Source organism: Pantoea sp. Ft-CA_14 (genome assembly GCF_024520875.1).
Lineage (GTDB): Bacteria > Pseudomonadota > Gammaproteobacteria > Enterobacterales > Enterobacteriaceae > Pantoea > Pantoea agglomerans.
Genome location: NZ_JALNPM010000003.1, coordinates 231,349 through 248,430, shown reverse-complemented (window position 1 = coordinate 248,430; position 17,082 = coordinate 231,349). Strand labels below are relative to the sequence as shown.

At 53.7% G+C, this 17,082-nt stretch carries 13 protein-coding genes; 8 read left to right on the top strand and 5 right to left on the bottom strand.

Going from position 1 to position 17,082, the window contains the following annotated elements:
* Window positions 1–94: 94 nt before the first annotated feature.
* The gene (locus NR195_RS07010) at window positions 95–937 is read left to right on the top strand and encodes an oxidoreductase (protein ID WP_256844338.1); all 843 of its coding nucleotides are present in this window, start codon (window positions 95–97) and stop codon (window positions 935–937) included.
* An 87-nt stretch (window positions 938–1,024) separates the two neighbouring features.
* On the opposite strand, the gene NR195_RS07005 is transcribed toward NR195_RS07010, so the two are convergent.
* Both NR195_RS07005 and NR195_RS07000 read right to left on the bottom strand, forming a co-directional pair.
* Window positions 1,025–1,252, bottom strand: coding sequence for a hypothetical protein (locus NR195_RS07005; RefSeq protein WP_029519618.1), 228 nt, complete (start codon window positions 1,250–1,252; stop codon window positions 1,025–1,027).
* Window positions 1,236–1,805, bottom strand: coding sequence for a hypothetical protein (locus NR195_RS07000; RefSeq protein ID WP_256844337.1), 570 nt, complete (start codon window positions 1,803–1,805; stop codon window positions 1,236–1,238). Before NR195_RS07000 ends, NR195_RS07005 begins: the two co-directional genes overlap by 17 nt.
* 367 nt (window positions 1,806–2,172) lie before the next feature.
* On the opposite strand from NR195_RS07000, the gene NR195_RS06995 reads away from it, so the two are divergent.
* The 3 genes from NR195_RS06995 to NR195_RS06985 are packed head-to-tail and all read left to right on the top strand — an operon-like array spanning window position 2,173 to window position 5,589.
* The gene (locus NR195_RS06995; protein ID WP_256844336.1) at window positions 2,173–3,609 is read left to right on the top strand and encodes an amidase; all 1,437 of its coding nucleotides are present in this window, start codon (window positions 2,173–2,175) and stop codon (window positions 3,607–3,609) included.
* Complete coding sequence (locus NR195_RS06990; RefSeq protein ID WP_256844335.1) at window positions 3,606–4,922, top strand: cytosine permease; 1,317 nt, start codon at window positions 3,606–3,608, stop codon at window positions 4,920–4,922. Before NR195_RS06995 ends, NR195_RS06990 begins: the two co-directional genes overlap by 4 nt.
* On the top strand, window positions 4,903–5,589 hold the full coding sequence (locus tag NR195_RS06985; RefSeq protein WP_256844334.1) for a cysteine hydrolase family protein: 687 nt from the start codon (window positions 4,903–4,905) through the stop codon (window positions 5,587–5,589). Before NR195_RS06990 ends, NR195_RS06985 begins: the two co-directional genes overlap by 20 nt.
* A 107-nt stretch (window positions 5,590–5,696) precedes the next feature.
* Here NR195_RS06985 and NR195_RS06980 read toward each other — a convergent pair whose 3' ends face one another.
* The gene (locus NR195_RS06980) at window positions 5,697–7,883 is read right to left on the bottom strand and encodes a bifunctional diguanylate cyclase/phosphodiesterase (protein WP_256844333.1); all 2,187 of its coding nucleotides are present in this window, start codon (window positions 7,881–7,883) and stop codon (window positions 5,697–5,699) included.
* Window positions 7,884–8,299: 416 nt separating this feature from the next.
* Here NR195_RS06980 and NR195_RS06975 point away from each other — a divergent pair, with 416 nt between their 5' ends.
* Window positions 8,300–9,391 (top strand): mechanosensitive ion channel family protein, encoded by a 1,092-nt coding sequence (locus tag NR195_RS06975; RefSeq protein ID WP_033758264.1) that lies wholly within the window; start codon window positions 8,300–8,302, stop codon window positions 9,389–9,391.
* Window positions 9,392–9,575: 184 nt separating this feature from the next.
* On the opposite strand, the gene NR195_RS06970 is transcribed toward NR195_RS06975, so the two are convergent.
* Both NR195_RS06970 and NR195_RS06965 read right to left on the bottom strand, forming a co-directional pair.
* Entirely contained in the window at window positions 9,576–11,216 is a 1,641-nt protein-coding gene (locus NR195_RS06970) for a methyl-accepting chemotaxis protein (protein ID WP_062757913.1), read from the bottom strand.
* A gap of 548 nt (window positions 11,217–11,764) precedes the next feature.
* A complete protein-coding gene (locus tag NR195_RS06965; RefSeq protein ID WP_256844332.1) occupies window positions 11,765–12,760 on the bottom strand; it encodes a LacI family DNA-binding transcriptional regulator in 996 nt (331 codons plus the stop codon).
* Between the two features lie 240 nt (window positions 12,761–13,000).
* On the opposite strand from NR195_RS06965, the gene NR195_RS06960 reads away from it, so the two are divergent.
* The 3 genes from NR195_RS06960 to NR195_RS06950 all read left to right on the top strand — a co-directional run bounded on the left by NR195_RS06960 (window position 13,001) and on the right by NR195_RS06950 (window position 17,070).
* Window positions 13,001–14,239, top strand: a complete 1,239-nt coding sequence (locus NR195_RS06960) for an MFS transporter (RefSeq protein ID WP_372340752.1) — start codon at window positions 13,001–13,003, stop codon at window positions 14,237–14,239.
* Window positions 14,240–14,258: 19 nt separating this feature from the next.
* Complete coding sequence (locus NR195_RS06955) at window positions 14,259–15,695, top strand: glycoside hydrolase family 32 protein (protein WP_256844330.1); 1,437 nt, start codon at window positions 14,259–14,261, stop codon at window positions 15,693–15,695.
* Between the two features lie 91 nt (window positions 15,696–15,786).
* Window positions 15,787–17,070: an OmpG porin family protein gene (locus NR195_RS06950; RefSeq protein WP_256844329.1), complete on the top strand. Its 1,284-nt coding sequence runs from the start codon at window positions 15,787–15,789 to the stop codon at window positions 17,068–17,070.
* Window positions 17,071–17,082: the final 12 nt, after the last annotated feature.

Below are 17,082 nucleotides of genomic sequence, written 5' to 3'. Positions count from 1 at the left end.
TAAGTGGGGCGGTCGCGCCTCGCTAACCTTAAATCCCGGATGCACTCGCGTCCGGGTCTCCAGTCACTTCATCATCATCAACGGGAGTCTTACCATGACTGCTCACTCCAGCCCTGTCTGGTTAATATCGGGATGTTCGACCGGATTTGGTCGTGAACTGGCGCAGCAGACCATCGCGCGTGGTTTTAAGGTCGTCGTGACGGCACGTGATACATCTTCCATTGCCGATCTGGTTGAGGGACACGACAACGCGCTGGCAGTAGCGCTGGATGTGACCCAGCAAGCGAGCATCGACCAGGCCGTCAAAGCGGCACTCGACACGTTCGGCACCATTGATGTGCTGGTAAACAACGCCGGTTACGGCTATCAGAGCTCGGTGGAAGAGGGTGTGGAAAGCGAAATCCGCGCGCAGTTTGATGCCAATGTCTTTGGCCTGTTTGCCCTGACCCGCGCCGTGCTGCCCGCGATGAGAAAGGCGCGCAGCGGCCACGTCATCAACATTACCTCGGTGGCAGGCTTAATTGGTTTTGCCAGCTCAGGCTACTACTCTGCCAGCAAACATGCGGTGGAAGGCTGGTCAGATTCGCTGGCGCTGGAAGCGGGGCCGCTGGGCATTCGCGTCACCTGTGTCGAGCCAGGTCCGTTCCGCACCGACTGGGCCGGACGCTCACTGCATCAGACACCGAGCACGCTGCCAGACTATGCAGAGACTGCAGCCGCACGGATGAAAGCCACCGCCGAATACAGCGGCACTCAGAAGGGCGATCCGGCGCGAGCCGCCACGGCAATGATCGCCATCACTGAGCATGACAACCCGCCACGCCATCTGGTGATGGGCGCCTGGGGCCATGATGCCGTGACCAGTAAGCTTAAAGAGCGGCTGGCTGAGATCGAAGCGTGGAAACAGACGTCAGTGGAGACAGATTTTCCGGAGTAGAGGTGAGTTGCGGGTGGCGAAAAGCCGTCTGCGAGTGAGCCAGAAGCTGATAAAAATACGAAAGGCCCGTTATCGGGCCTTTAAGCGTTAAGCGCTGATCTTAGCTTTCTGCATTTCGCGCGCATTCAGCTCTTTCAACTTGCGGCGTAACAGGGCAGACGACGAGCGTTTTTTCCTCTGAGCTAACTGGGCTTTAATGGCGGGCAGATCGGGTCTGGCCAGCCATTCAGCAATCAATAGTGCCCTTAACTCCTTATACCTGGTTTCGACCGGAGCCAAAGGGGTTGTTTCATCGTGTTTATTGTAAAACGACATAGCAAGCTCTCCCTGTAGTCACTACTTTATAAGCCCGGAAACAGTCCGGGATTAAAGGTTGCGGCGCTTTCTTTGGCAACCCTGTCCGGCGATTGTAGCGTAGTTCATTTTTTAACCCAAGCAAAGCATCGTAGATCTCCTCAAGGGGTGTCGGGCGATTGCGGTCAACGATCTCTCCTGATGCAGCCTGGAAAACAAAACCGCCTATAAAGAAGCTTTCATGGTGTGCCATTAACGCCAGGAGTACGCTTTTGAAAACGACAGCACTGCCTAATCCTGCAAAGCTGATATGGCGGAAATCGCCCAGGCACTCCAGACCATCGAACACGTCAAAACAGACTTCAGCCAGCCCGTTAACCGGAAAGGCGATACCAGGTGGCATCCGGTATCCGATACGGTTAAAGGTCTGTTCATCTATCCGGTCGCCAACGATGACGGTGTAAGTCTCATTACCGACAACAAACACGTAGCTGTGATAAACCTGACGATCATAAATGAATCTTTTTCGTCTGATTTCGTCGTTTTCGAGATAAATATCTTCTTCAATGCGCACTTATCATCTCTGCAGGCTGCATGTGAATCTTTAAGCCGTGATTTTTTAGTGCCTGCTCAGACCGGTCAAACATCCCTGGTAAAAATGTGGTTATTCATTCCAGCATATCGGCCACTGTTGCTGATTACCGACATCGTTTTGTAAAGCAGCCCGCAAACCATTCAGCTATTACGCCCCCTTATCGCGCAGCCCTGCGCCATCATCGTGCTGGAAAAATAAACAGCCGCCTGCACCTGGCATCATAAGAATTCGATCTTGTATCCCAGCCCGTATTCCATCTGGCATCCCCGTTTCAGACCTGATGAATCACAGCTAACTGGCACGCTTCATGCACTAGCTGACAGGTACACTTTTGGCGAGGTAACCCATGTTTGACTCCTTATTAGACGAAGATGCCACCACGATGGCCGCTCTGATTCGCAGCGGGGACGTGTCGGCTTATGAGCTGACCGGGGCGGCGCTGGCACGGATGGAACAGCGGGAACCGGCGATACAGGCTTTTTGTACCCCGACGCCTGAACTGGCAATGGCACAGGCCAGAGCCGTGGATGCCCGACGGGCACGCGGAGAAACACTGGGCGCGCTGGCGGGCGTACCGCTGGCGGTGAAGGATTTAATCTGCACCGCAAACGTCAGAACCACCTCCGGTTCGGCGGCGTACAAAGATTTCGTGCCGGAAGATGACGACATCACGGTGGAACGGTTGCTGGCCGCCGACGCCATTCTGCTTGGCAAAACCACCGCACCGGAGTTTGGCTACAGCGGGGTCGGGCACAATCCGCTGTTTCCGTCGCCACGGAATCCCTGGGATTTGAGCATGACGCCAGGAGGGTCCAGCGCCGGTTCGGGTGCGGCGGTGGCGGCGCAGCTTTGCCCGATTGCACTGGGCAGCGACGGCGGCGGGTCGGTACGCATTCCGGCGGCGCACTGCGGTATTTTCGGCTTCAAGGCGTCGATGGGCCGGGTGCCGCTCTGGCCCGGCTGTCGTGATGAGCGCTACCCCGGCGTGTCGAGCTGGGAGTCACTGGAGCACATCGGTCCGATGACGCGCAGCGTGCGCGATGCCGCGCTGATGATGTCGCTGATGGCAGGACCGGATATGCGCGATCGCCACTCGATTCCCTGCAGCGATGTCGACTGGCTGGGCGCACCACACCATCTGCCAGGCAAACTGCGCATCGCCTTCAGCGCAGATTTTGGCTATGTGGCCGTTGATCCGGAAGTGCGGGCAGTGGTCAGCGCGGCGGTGCAGCGTTTTGCCGCTGAAATCGGTGCTGAACTGGAACTGGCCGATCCCGGCTTCCCTGATCCGTCGGCGGCCTTTGGCGCGCTGGTGGCGATGGAGAGCGATCTCACCGGCATGCGCCGGATGATGGCGGAGCAGGGCAGCGAGATGTCGCCACATCTGGTCGCTATGCTACAGCGCGACTGGCGGGCGGAAAACTTCACCGATGCCGTCACAACCCGCAAAGCGGTCAGCAACAGCCTGTGGCGCTTTATGCAGCGCTTTGACCTGCTGATTACCCCGACGCTGGCGGTGCCGCCGTTTCCGCTGGGGATGCAGGGACCGGAGATCATTGATGGCCGCATGGTCCGCAGCGATCACTGGCTCTCGTTCTGCTACCCGTTCAACTTCACCGGTCAGCCCGCCGCGTCCGTGCCCGCCGGTTTTACTGCCAGCGGCTTGCCCGTCGGTCTGCAGATTGTCGGACGTCATCTTGATGATGCCTTAGTGCTGGCTGCCAGTGCCGCTTTCGAGCGCATTCAGCCGTGGAATCACCTTCAACCCGGAATCGCCCAATGAAAACGTCTACCACGCCTGCGCTGGAGCAGGAGTTTGAACATGAGCCGGTACCGCTGTCGCACCGTCATTCTACCCGCTCTGTCTCGGCCGTCTGGTTTGGATTTCCGATGATCCTCACCAATGCGCTGTTTGGCGGCATCATCACCTGGCATCTGGGGTTCTGGCCTGCGCTGATCGCTATTCTGCTGGGAAACCTGGTGCTGTTCGCCTATGTCGGCGCGCTGAGCTGGTACGCCGGTAACAGCGGAATGAATTTCGCCCTGCAGGCCAGACGCACCTTTGGCAGCAAAGGCTACATCCTGGTCTCGGGTTTTCTCTCGACAGTGGTGATCGGCTGGTACGCCTTCCAGACCGGTCTTACCGGCACGGTCATTAATCAGACCTTTGGCTGGAATGCGCTGGCGGTGACGGCATTTGCCATGATCCTCTATACCAGCATTACCTTCCTGGGCGTGCGGGCGCTGTCGGTGCTGGGGATGATCGCCGCGCCGCTGTTTGTGGTGCTGGGAATGGTGGCGCTGTGGCTGATTAGTAAACAGCACGACTTCTCCGTGGTGACGCAGTGGAAGGGCAGCGCCAGCGCAGCCGGTGCAATGAGTATGGGCACCGCCGTCACCATGGTGGTGGCCGGTTTTGCTGACTCCGGCACCATGACCGCTGACTTTACCCGCTGGTCAAAGAATGGCCGTTCGGCGGTGATCGCCGCGTTCTCTGCCTTCCCGGTCGCTAACGTCATCTCTTACCTGTTCGGTGTGGTGATTGTGGCCGTGGGCGCAGCAGTTGATCCGCTGACCAATGGCGGCAACTTCCTGCCGATGCTGATGGGGCACAGCGCCTTTTTGTCGGTAGTGGCCTGCCTGTTTGTCTTTATCAATCTCGGATCGGTCTGCACACACTGCCTCTATAACGGGGCGGTGGGCTTCAGTCATCTGTTCAGCAGCAAAATGCGGCTCTGGACGCTGATCCTGGGTGCCATTGGCGGCGTACTGGCGCTGGCGGGCGTCTGGTCTTACTTCCTGGAGTGGCTCAGCCTGCTCGGCATTGTGGTGCCGCCGTTTGGTGCGGTGATGATCGTGGATTTAATTTTTATGGCGCGCATCAGCGAGCAGCGTCCGGCGCAGCGTTTTCGTGGTAATGCGTTTGCCGCCTGGGCGATTGGCAGCTTGTGTGCGGTGATCGCCCACGTCGCTTTCCCTCAATTTGGTGAAGCGGTTATTGGTCTGGTGACCGCCGCCATCAGCTACAGCCTGATCAGCAGAATGCGCATGCCGCGCCCGGTAATGGAGAACAGCAATGCCCGACTACAGCGTTAATTCAACCCCTTATGCCTGGCCGTTTGACGGCACTTTTACGCCGGCTGACACCGCGCTGATCGTGATTGATATGCAGACCGACTTCTGCGGCGTCGGCGGCTATGTCGACAGCATGGGCTATGACGTGAGTCTGACCCGCGCGCCCATCGCACCGTTGCAGCAGGTGCTGGCGGCGATGCGCGCCCGGCAGTTTCCGGTTATTCATACCCGCGAAGGGCACCGGCCCGATCTCAGCGATTTGCCCGCCAACAAACGCTGGCGCTCGCGGCGAATGAACGCCGGGATCGGGGATGAGGGACCGTGCGGCCGTATTCTGGTGCGCGGTGAACCGGGCTGGGAAATAATCCCGGAGCTGACGCCGCTGCCGGGTGAAGTGGTGATCGATAAGCCGGGTAAGGGATCGTTTTATGCCACCGATCTGGAGCTGATATTGCGCAGTCGCGGCATCCGTAATCTGATCCTCACCGGTATTACCACCGACGTCTGCGTCCACACCACGCTGCGCGAAGCCAACGATCGCGGTTTTGAGTGCCTGGTGCTGTCCGATTGCTGTGCTGCGACCGAGCTGCGTCATCATGAGGCGGCGCTGAGTATGATCCATATTCAGGGCGGCATCTTTGGCGCGGTCGCCCATTCTGCCGCGCTGCTGGATAGCCTGGGGGTTTAATTTCCCGCAACAACGTGTGAAGGGTGATGTTGATCTTCTGATCTCAGATGCATCACGCAGCCGGAAAGCCTGAGCACAGAGCTGCGCTCAGGCTTTCCACATCAGTATCACTCATGCTGCGCATTGTCTGGCGCAATCGTTTTCATCAGCGCCGCGAGCTGATCGGCGGGCACCGCCTGACTGAACAGATAGCCCTGCAACTGATTACAGCCTGCATCTGCCAGCGCAGACATCTGTCCTGGCGTCTCGACGCCTTCTGCTGTCACCATCAGACCCATGGCATGACCCAGCTTCACCACCGATTCAACAATCGCCACTGAATTTTCCGCCACGCCCAGCGACTGGGTGAATGAGCGATCGATTTTGATTTTATCCACCGGAAAGTTGCTGAGATAGTTCAGGCTGGAGTAACCGGTGCCAAAGTCATCCAGCGCAATCCGGAAGCCCGCGTCACGCAGTTCCACAATAATGGCGCGTGCTTCGCGTTCATCTTCGATTAACACCCCTTCGGTGATCTCCAGTTCCAGGCGCTTCGGATCGCCGCCGTTCTGGCTGACAATCGCCATCACCCGCTCAACAAAGCCGGTAGAGCGGAACTGCACCGGCGAGACGTTGACCGCCACCAGCAGCTCGGGAAAACGTTGCTGAGTGACGCAGGCTTCAGCCAGCACCCATTCGCCCAGCGGAATAATCAGGCCGGTCTCTTCGGCAATCGCGATAAATTCACCGGGCGCAATCAGGCCGCGGGCTGGATGGTGCCAGCGCAGCAGCGCTTCGATGCCCACCATCTGCTGACCGCCAATATCCATCAGCGGCTGATACCACACCTCCAGCCCCTGATGGGTATGCAGCGCCGTACGCAGGTCGGCAGCGATGGTCTGTCGGGTCCGCACCGACTCATCCATCGCCCGTTCAAACTGACGATACGTGCCGCGCCCGCCGCTTTTGGCCTCATACAGCGCAATATCCGCTTTGCGCATCAGTTCCAGCCGATCAACCCCATCTTTGGGTGCCAGCGCCAGTCCGATACTGGCGCCACTCCAGACATCGCTGCCAAACAGCGTAAAAGGCTCACTCAGTTCATCGATAATGCGCTGCGCCAGGCTATGCACCTGGCCGATATTATCGACATCTGGCATCACCACGATAAATTCATCACCGCCGATGCGTCCTACCGTATCGCTGGCCCGCACGATACGGCTCAGGCGCTGTGCGACCGCGATGATCAGTTCATCTCCGGCATGATGACCGTGAGTGTCGTTGATGGTTTTAAAGCGGTCGAGGTCGATGAGCAGCAGCGCCACCCGCTGATCGTGGCGCGTTGCCAGAGCCAGCGCCTGGGTTAAGCGGTCTTCGACCAGTGCGCGGTTCGGCAGGCCGGTCAGCACATCATGAAACGCCAGGTGCTGTGCCTGAGCCTCCGACGCGCCGAGCCTGAGCATGGATTGCGAGAGGTTCACCGACGAGTTCCAGAGTCGCCGCACCATATAAAGGCACAGCAGGGATATCGCCAGTACCGCCAGCCCGGTAGATGGCCCGATGGTGCGCAGCATCTGCGCACCGGGACGGGAGGGGATCCAGTTCAGATAGCCAACCGCCTCACCCGCCTGCGCGATCAGCAGATAGCGCGCACCGATTCCCGGCTGTGGCGTGCCGTCGGAGAAGTGCAGCCCCTGCAGCTGATTGCGTTCCGCCAGGCCCGTCAGATAGCCGTCATCAAGAAATTTCAGGCTCACCAGCCGGAAACGCGGCAGGGCATTGCTCTCCCGCTGGATGTTACCTACAGCCAGCGCGGCGGCACGGTTTGTCACACGGGCATAATCGGCGTTATCGTGGCGTGCCGGATCGTTGACCAGCGGGCTTTGCAGCACCTCACCAATCAGCGGGTCATCTTCAGGGGCAGAGACCGGCTGGCCTTCGCGCCAGACTCTGACGATCTGATTTTGCTGGTCCAGCACCAGAATCAGCTGATGGCCGAACATCTCATACAGCCACAGCCCAATGTTCTCATCCAGCCACCTGCTGCTGTTGCCCTCTGCCAGATGCTGCTCAAAGGGTCCCCAGCGCGACAGGCTGTGCAGCTGGCGCAGATGCTCATTCAGACTCTGTGAAAAAGAGGCTTCAATCATCCGTTGCTGCTGATGGCGGGCCTCCGTATTGGTGAGTGAGGTACCAACAAAGAGCGCAGCGCCTGCACCTACAAACGTCAGCAGTAAGATAGCGACCAGCGGCACCAGGACTTCACGCAGGAAACTGCGACGAAAATCAGAGGAAAGTTTAAGGGTGTTAATCATATTGTTGTTTTTCTCAGCAGCAGGGGAACAGCTTAAAAATTAGCAGATGGCACAAAAACGTCCACGCAAAGCGTTACGCTTAGTGATTCTGGCAACGTTTTTGTTGCCGGATGGCCAGGGCAGCCTAAATAATGGGGAGTGAAAAAGTGGCCGTGTTGTATCAGATATTTTAATGGGGTTAGCTGGCTGGACGGTGACATGAGGGCCAACATTCGGCCTCTGTATCAGTAGCCATAAGGCTGGCGCGCGACAGCCTCTCTGGACGCATCACCGTGCATTTCCTGTTAACTTCGCCGCTATGGTTCATACTCATGTGCGCTGATTGTGTTACGAACGGATAGCCGTGAAGACAACGGTTACTGAGTTTGTCACTTATCTGACAGCCTGAGGTTGTCAGCTTACTATAAGGGAAAATAATGCCATTGTTATTCGGTGAGTTATCTGGTTTCCCGTCATGGGTGCCTGTTGTATTACTCGTCTCGCTCTCTTTTGTGCTGGGATTTCTGGCCCGCCTTATCCTGCTCCGGTTCATCCGCTACTGGCAGATTCGTGACAGAAAACTGTTTAAATCCCTTGAGAAGCATCTTAGCGGCTCGATGTTCTTTTTTATTCCGTTATTAATGATTAATGTCGGCGTTAATTACATCGATTTCCAACCGGAATCTCTCTCTTTAATCACCAATATCATCAATGTCTTTATTATTATGTCATTTTGCTCGGTCTTAATCCGGCTGACCAATGTGGCGCAGGATATGCTTTATATCCGCTATGACATTAATATTTCCAATAACCTTCGTGCGCGCAAAATTCGCACGCAGATTATCTATGTCAAAAAAGTAGTTATTGTTATCCTGGTTCTGTTCTGTGTTTCGCTGATTCTGCTCAGCTTCCCTGGCGTCCGGAAATTCGGCACCACCATCCTGGCGGGTGCCGGTGTCGCCGGTATCATTATTGGTTTTGCGCTGCAAAAGTCGCTGGTCAATCTGTTCGCCGGTATTCAGATCGCCTTTACCCAGCCTATTAAAATTGATGATGCGGTAGTGGTGGAAAAAGAGTGGGGCTGGATTGAAGAGATCAACCTGACCTATGTGGTGGTGCGCATCTGGGATTTGCGTCGGCTGGTGTTGCCGATCACCTACTTTACCGAAAATCCGTTCCAGAACTGGACGCGTAATAACGCCCAGATCTTAGGCTCGGTGTTTCTTTACGTGGATTACTCCATGCCGCTGGAGCCGCTGCGCAAGCATTTTGAAAAAGTGCTGAGCGAAACCAAGCTTTGGGATCAGGAAACCTCTGTGCTGCAGGTGACCGACACCACCGAGAAAACCATGACCATCAGGATGCTGATGACCGCGCAGAACTCGCCGATCGCCTTTGATTTACGCTGTTACGTGCGTGAGAAGATGATTGAGTTTATTCAGCAGAATTACCCGGAAAGCCTGCCGCAGGTGAGAGCATCACTGACGGATACCGGGCGTGAGAAGGTGGGAATAGGGACGGCAGAATAGGGGCAAGCTGGGAGCGGCAGTCTGCGTGGGTGGGTGCATCCTGATGGCTGTTGCTCCGTTGTTCTTTCAGGGCAGGCGATGGTGTGTTTGTCCGCCTGGTGTCTGAAGCGGACATAATTGTTTTGGCCATCTTCTGGTAGGCCCGATGTCTGCAGAAGAAGCTGCAGACATCAGCCTGACTCAGTTAAAAGCTCACCCACGGATCGCTTGAAACTTTTTCTTTCACCTGAACAGACGGTATGGCCGGGGAGCGTATGTCTGTCACGACCGCACCAGTCTGCAACCTGAACCGGCTGGTAATCGCACTTAACGATTTAACCTGTTCCTCCAGTACACCCGTAGCAGCAGCAGAAGCCTGAACCAGCGTGGCGTTCTGTTGAGTCACACTGTCCATTTCGGTTACAGCCGTGCCGATCTGATTTATTCCCTTACTCTGTTCAGAAGACGCCGCCGCAATCTCTCCCAGCAGCGAGGTCACGCCGGTCACATCGCTGATAATTTTTTCTGTTGTCAGCGAAACCTGAGCCACTTTCTGCTCACCCAGACCGACGTTCAGATTGGATTCAGCAATCAGCTTTTCAATTTCCCGCGCAGACTGTGTGCTGCGTTGTGCAAGCGTGCGAACTTCGTTAGCAACCACAGCAAAACCGCGACCCTGGTCGCCTGCACGTGCTGCTTCTACCGCTGCGTTCAGTGCCAGAATGTTTGTCTGAAAGGCAATGCTGTTTATTACGGAGGTAATTTCACTGATGGCCATTGCGCTGGTTTTGATGTCTGCCATCGTGCGCACCACTTCCCGCATTGCCGCGCCGCATTCCGAAGCGGTTCCGGAAGCCGCAGAGGCCGCGTCGCTGGCGACTGAGGCATTACCGGCGTTGAGTGAAACAGTAGACGAGAGCTCCTCCATGCTCGCCGCGGTCTCTTCGAGCGCTGCCGCCTGTTGCTCCGTGCGGCTGGAAAGACTGTGGTTGCCGTCGCTTATCTGCGTGGTAACGCGAGCCACTTCGCTTACGCCATTGACGATTTCACTGACCATCGTTTTCAGGCCAAGCTGCATATTTTCAAGCCCCTGCAGTAGCTTGCCCATTTCATCGTTGCGGAGATTGTGGAACTCCGATGTCAGATCGCCGGCACCAATGGCTGCCGTTACTTCGCCAGCACGACGCAGGGGCTTGATCAGCACATTTTTCAGCACCGCCGCCACAATGACTGAGGCCAGGATAAAGAGTATGATCGACACACCCGCAGCAACATAAGCAATGTGCGTATCGGTATCGGCCTGCTGGGTGATGTTTACGGCTGACTGTTTATGTATGGCAATAACCTTGTCCAGCGGAACGCGGTAAGCCTCATCAAGTGCCACGACTTTTGTACCAGCAAGCATCAGAAAAGCGGGTACATCCCTTTTCTGCAGCGCGGTGAAAAGGGCACCAACGCCTTGCTGAGTGTAATCGTTGTAGCGTGCGGCCAGCTCCCGTGACAGTTCCGCTTCACCGGCCATTTTTGGTGCAGCCTGATAGGCCTGCATAAAGCGCAAGCCGCCATCATAGTAAAATCTGGCCTGGGCCAGCGCGGCATTAAACGCTTCTGGATTGCTGCCGTCAGCATAAGGGACAGCGGCCAGCAGTGTGGTGCGAGCGGCACGTATCCAGTTAGTCGTGTCAGCGACGCCAAGGGTGGCAGAGACTTCATGGTTGAGATTTTTGAGAGACTCCGCGCTGCGATTCAGATAGATCACACTCAGCAATGAAGAAGCAAGAAAGACAAAAAACAGGAACAGTCCGGATAACGTCAGGATCGTGGTGAGACGTGTATTTTTCAGCATGGCAGTAAAGCTCCAGGTAAGATGTCTTACGATTATCGGCCTGGAGCAGCCAGAGATTACTCACGGTTATTAACCAACGGCAGTGCAAAAATCGCGCATAAATTTAAGAAGGCAGGCTTCAGTAAAAATAAAATGACAATTTAAATTATGATGTTGAATCAGATGGTTTATTTATTTTTTAAGGTTTTGAATATTCAGATTAACTTAAAAAATAGTGGAAAATTACAATGTTAATTTGAGAGGGAATGATGGAATACCATCAAAAGGGCATCAGAATTTTGCCAGCCGGGATGCTTTTTGATTCAATTATCTGCGACTTCTACTCTTTTTCAGTTTTTGAAAAAGCCTTCGGGACATGATCAACTGTTCAGGGATTACGTCCGTTTTTCGCTCAGAGCAGACCTTTCCTGGCAAACATGTCCACTGCATGCCAGGAGCGGACCTGTCAACATAACTAAGTGATAACAGGAAGCAGAGTGAGACTGTTAGGCTCCCATTAAAATGCAAGTATGGTGAGTAATAGTGTTAAAAATTGCGGAATTACTTTCTCAAAATGATTCGCGCATGAGCCATGGACTCTCAACCAGCACTTTATCCCGGTGATTGTCACCATTGATAATGTGCAGTGTGCTTAAGCGACCCAACTCATAATGTGGTAGCTGGACCGTGGAGAGCGGGGGTAAAAATAAATTTCCGATCCCTACAAGATTATCGTAGCCAAGAACGGCAATATCCTGTGGGATTCGAATTCCCTGCGTCAACAGGGTCTGATATACCATAAATGCAATACGGTCGTTACCACAGATGACTGAATCAAATCGCGGTTTCCCCTGATCAATATGCGCCAGCAGCATCTCAGGAACATCACGGTAGTGCTCATCGCCATATTGCATATAACAGTGCTCAAGCGTATCAGGATTAATACCGGCTTCACGGCAGGCGCGGTCAAGCCCCCGACTGCGGCGAAGTGTCGCCAGATGGTTGACAGGTAAATGCAGGCAGAGAGGGCGGCGGTACCCCGCTGCTAACAGCGCCTGTACAGCCGTATACTGTCCTTTTTCATCGTCAGGTATATAGCTGGCAACCGGTTCTCCCTTGTTCTCGCAGTTGGCCAGTACACAAGGATGCTCCAGTAATCGGGGAGGGATATCCACTTCACGCAGCCCCATGGTAGTAAAAATGATCCCCCCAGGTCGGTGGGCGAGTAGCAGATCGACAATATCGTCAGTATTATCATCGGTAAACATATTCACCACGAAGCTGTTCCAGCCATACGCGCGTGCGGTTTCTTCGATAGACAGCGTAATTTCTACTGAAAAAGGGGTGGTGACGGTATCCAGCGCCAGCACGCCAATCGTATTGTTCCGGGAGCCGACACGACGAACCTGTCGGGCGGAGAGATCCGGCACATAATTTAACTGTAAGATTGCCTCCTGCACCCGGGACAGAGTTTCAGGCTTCACGCGTTTAGGCTCATTCAGCGCTCGTGAAACCGTCATGAGCGAAACATTGGCCAGTTTGGCCACATCTTTTAAAGACGCCATAGTTTTCCATTATCTGACTGCATTCGACCCGGTAAAGTGTTGTGAATAAATGCGAATGTCTGATTCCAGGCACCGAACCCAGAGTTTTGCAAGCCACACTAAAATATTTGAGCGTGATCTCATCGCATGAATGTTAACGTTAACTTTTGTGATTAACATCTTATATCACATCAAAATCAAGTGTAGGTCAAAAATGTTAACGTTACCATCTTGGTATATTCTTTTTGCGAGATTACGTTGATGAAAAAAAGGCCTACCCGAAGTTACATGTTGCTTAGCGCTCTGCTGTTCTTTTTCTTTGTGACCTGGTCCTCATCAAGTTCACTTCTCTCGATCTGGCTGCATCAGGAAGTGGGGCTAAAAGCATCGGAAACCGGCATTATCTTTTCCGTTTTATCCGTATCCGCGCTCTTTGCGCAGGTGTGTTATGGCTTTATTCAGGACCGACTGGGTCTGCGTAAACATTTGTTATGGTTTATCACCTCATTACTGATCCTCTCCGGTCCTGCTTATCTGCTTTTTAGCTATTTGCTTAGCATTAATATTCTGCTGGGTAGCGTATTCGGTGGCTTATTTATCGGGCTGACGTTTAATGGCGGTATTGGCATTCTGGAGTCTTACACCGAGCGAGTGTCGCGTCAGAGTACCTTTGAGTTTGGGCGAGCACGCATGTGGGGGTCTCTGGGCTGGGCGGTCGCCACATTCTTTGCCGGGCTACTGTTCAATATCAACCCTGACCTTAACTTCCTGGTGGCCTCTTGCTCAGGGTTAATCTTCTTCTGTCTGCTGGCCCGCTTAAAGGTGGCCGCGCCGGCAAGCATGGAGAAACTCGAAATTGGCGCTAAAAAAGTTTCTCTGGAAGACGCCCTGCGTCTGCTTACTCTGCCGCGCTTCTGGGCACTGATATTGTTCGTGGTCGGAACCTGCATTTACGGGGTATACGATCAGCAATTCCCGGTCTATTTCTCGTCGCAGTTCCCGACATTACGAGAAGGGAACGAGATGTTTGGCTATTTAAACTCTTTCCAGGTCTTTCTTGAAGCCGCGGGTATGTTTTGTGCGCCGTGGCTGGTTAATCGCATTGGCGCTAAGAATGGTCTGGTATTCGCAGGAATGGTGATGGCGCTGCGCATGATCGCTTCCGGGCTGGTGGAAGGCCCCTTGCTTATCTCCATTACTAAACTGCTTCACGCGGTCGAACTGCCAATATTGTTAGTCGCCATATTTAAATACAACAGTCTGAATTTCGACAAACGTCTCTCCTCCACCATTTATCTGGTGGGATTTGCCTGCACCAGCTCCGTCATTGGCACCGTATTGTCCCCGCTGGCAGGTTTTAGCTATGAGAGATTTGGCTTCGCACAATCCTATCTGATCATGGGCATCATGGTGTTCAGCACCACGTTTATTTCCATTTTCCTTTTGCGCTCAACTAAATCCTCATCTGAGCCATCTTTTCTGCAGCAAAACGCTGTGTAATGTACTGAGAGTTAAGACGATGACATCCTTATTAGAGCAGGCTGAACAGGTGCTTGAAAAAGCACAATCCGGGATTAATCCGCGCTGGTATCCGCGCTATCACCTCGCCCCTCGCGCAGGCTGGATGAATGATCCTAATGGCCTGGTATGGTTTGACGGCTGGTATCACGCCTTTTATCAACACCATCCCTATTCCACGAAATGGGGTCCGATGCACTGGGGGCACGCCCGAAGCAAAGATCTGGTGCATTGGGAACATCTGCCCGTCGCGTTAGCGCCGGAGGGCCCGGCGGACAAAGACGGCTGTTTCTCCGGCTCTGCCGTGGTGGACGGCGATACGCTGACGCTGATTTATACCGGACATAAATTTCACGGCCAGGCGGACACCGACGATAACCTCTACCAGGTGCAGTGCCTGGCGACCAGTCGTGACGGCATCCGTTTCGAACGGCATGGCATGGTGATTGATACACCGCCCGGACTGCATCATTTTCGCGATCCGAAGGTGTGGCGAGAAGGAGAGTTCTGGTACATGGTTGTCGGTTCCCGCGTGGAGAATACCGGCCAGGTGCGTCTGTACCGTTCCACCGATCTCCACGAATGGCATGACGAAGGAATTTTCGCCGAGGCTGATGAAGGGATGGGCTTTATGTGGGAATGCCCGGATTTCTTCACCCTGGGAGGGAAGCGTGTTCTGATGCTCTCGCCACAGGGCATGGCGGCGGAAGGGTATCACAACCGCAACCTGTTCCAGAGTGGCTATTTACTTGGGGATTGGCAGCCAGGTCAACCGTTCACCCACAACGCACAATTTACTGAGCTGGACCACGGTCACGACTTTTATGCACCGCAAAGTTTCTTGACCCCGGATGGCCGACGCATTGTCATCGGATGGCTGGATATGTGGGAATCACCCATGCCCGAACAGCAGGATGGCTGGGCCGGAATGCTCTCGCTTCCGCGCGAGTTAAGCCTTGCCGACGATGAGCGTGTGAGGATGAAACCTGCTGACGAAGTTACTGCGCTGCGTGGCAGCTATTATCCCACGCCCGTCCGCTGTCTGAATAATCAGAAAGTCCTTGTCGCGGCAGATGCCGAAGCAGTCGAAGTACAGCTGGGATGGGATCTGAGCGCATCGACAGCTGAACAATTTGGTATTGCACTGGGCGACGGACTGAGAATTTACGTCGATGACCAGGCCAGGCGTCTGGTATTGGAGCGTCGCTATCCGGAATATTCACTGGAAGGGACTCGCAGCGTTCCGCTGCCAATAGAAAGCGTTCTGTCACTGCGAATTTTTATTGACCGCTCATCAGTGGAAGTTTTTGTTAACGATGGTGACGCTTGCTTAAGCAGCCGAATTTATCCGCAGCCGGGCCAGCGCGATATTTCACTGTTTGCGAATCAGGGTGTGGCTTCATTACTCGATGCCGGGTATTGGTCTCTGGATAAATAATTCTCAGTTTCGATAATTTCTAACGTTGTCAGTTTTTATTTGTGCCAGTCTCTGGCTGGCATGTTCTTGTCTGGAATAATGAGATTGCAAAATGGATGATTTATTAACGCCGCAATACTGCATTAAAACGAGAGATAAAAGCATATTCGCTCCAGGGAAACAGACGCTGGTGTTAACGGTGGCACTGGTGGCATTTCCTGCCATTGCTGAAGAGTCTACAGAACAGCCCGTAAACTATACAGGAAACTATCAAAGCTATTTTGAGGATGAATCTGAATCGCAAGGAACGCATATATCACCTGCCAATAAAAGCCGTGATCAATTGCCCCTTAAGGCACCTTCATCTTCAGTGGAGAAAGATAAAGAAGCTGAAATTGCGACATCGTCAATGCCAGCACCTTTATCCACGTCACCGGAGAATAAACCAGGTGATGTCAAAAAAGTTCATGTGGCTAACCCGGAAGATGTCAGTCTGTTGCGTTTAAGAAAGGAGGATCCGCCGGTTCACTGGAACAGTATCGGCCGTAATATGGAAGTAGGTGGCCTGCATGGAAATATCGGATCTCAGATAGAAATTGACGATGTTCGCTGGAGCAATAATAAGAAAAACAGCGGCAAATTTAAGCTTGCCACCATTCAGGCTTTTTTAAGGCACGATGAATTACCTAACTGGTATTTCGGTTTCTGGAATGCCAGAGAAGACAGTTATCAAGGACAATTCAGTAATCAGGACTACAAAGGCACCAATACCATCAATGAATTCTTTGTGGGGCATATTTTCGAAACCTGGAGAGGTAATATCGGTACGGAGGCCATGGTCGGCTCTGAAACGGCAACAAAGCGCTGGAAAAACCGATTCAAAGTCTGGCAGGACCTTCGACTGACCAACAAATGGAGCCTGGCCGGGTACGCTTATGGCGAATATCAGCCTCAGGGTAACGAACCGGGGAATGGCGATCTTGAGCAGTACATTTTCGAAATTGAGCCAGCCATTCAATACCGCGTGAATCCGGATCTTGGACTCTATTTACGGCCCTATTATTACCATAACCGCCAGGAGCGTCAAAGCTGGGGCGACATTGTTGAACAAGAATGGAAAGTGACGGCCGGGCTCTGGCGAAACTGGTATCCGTTATTAACCTCCCTCTATGTTGGATTTGGACAGGACAAAATAGATAACGCCAGCAATGCCAGTGAAGTTTTCTATGACGGCCGATATAAATTTATCGGCGGCACGCTGAGTTACCCGGTATTTGGTGAAGTGCGATTATACGGTGAGTTTAAAGCACAATTTACGAAAGAAACCGGACTCTGGACATCGACCGGTCACTCATGGAATCCATTTATTGTGATTGGCGTGAATTATAACTTCTGACATTCAGGTGTA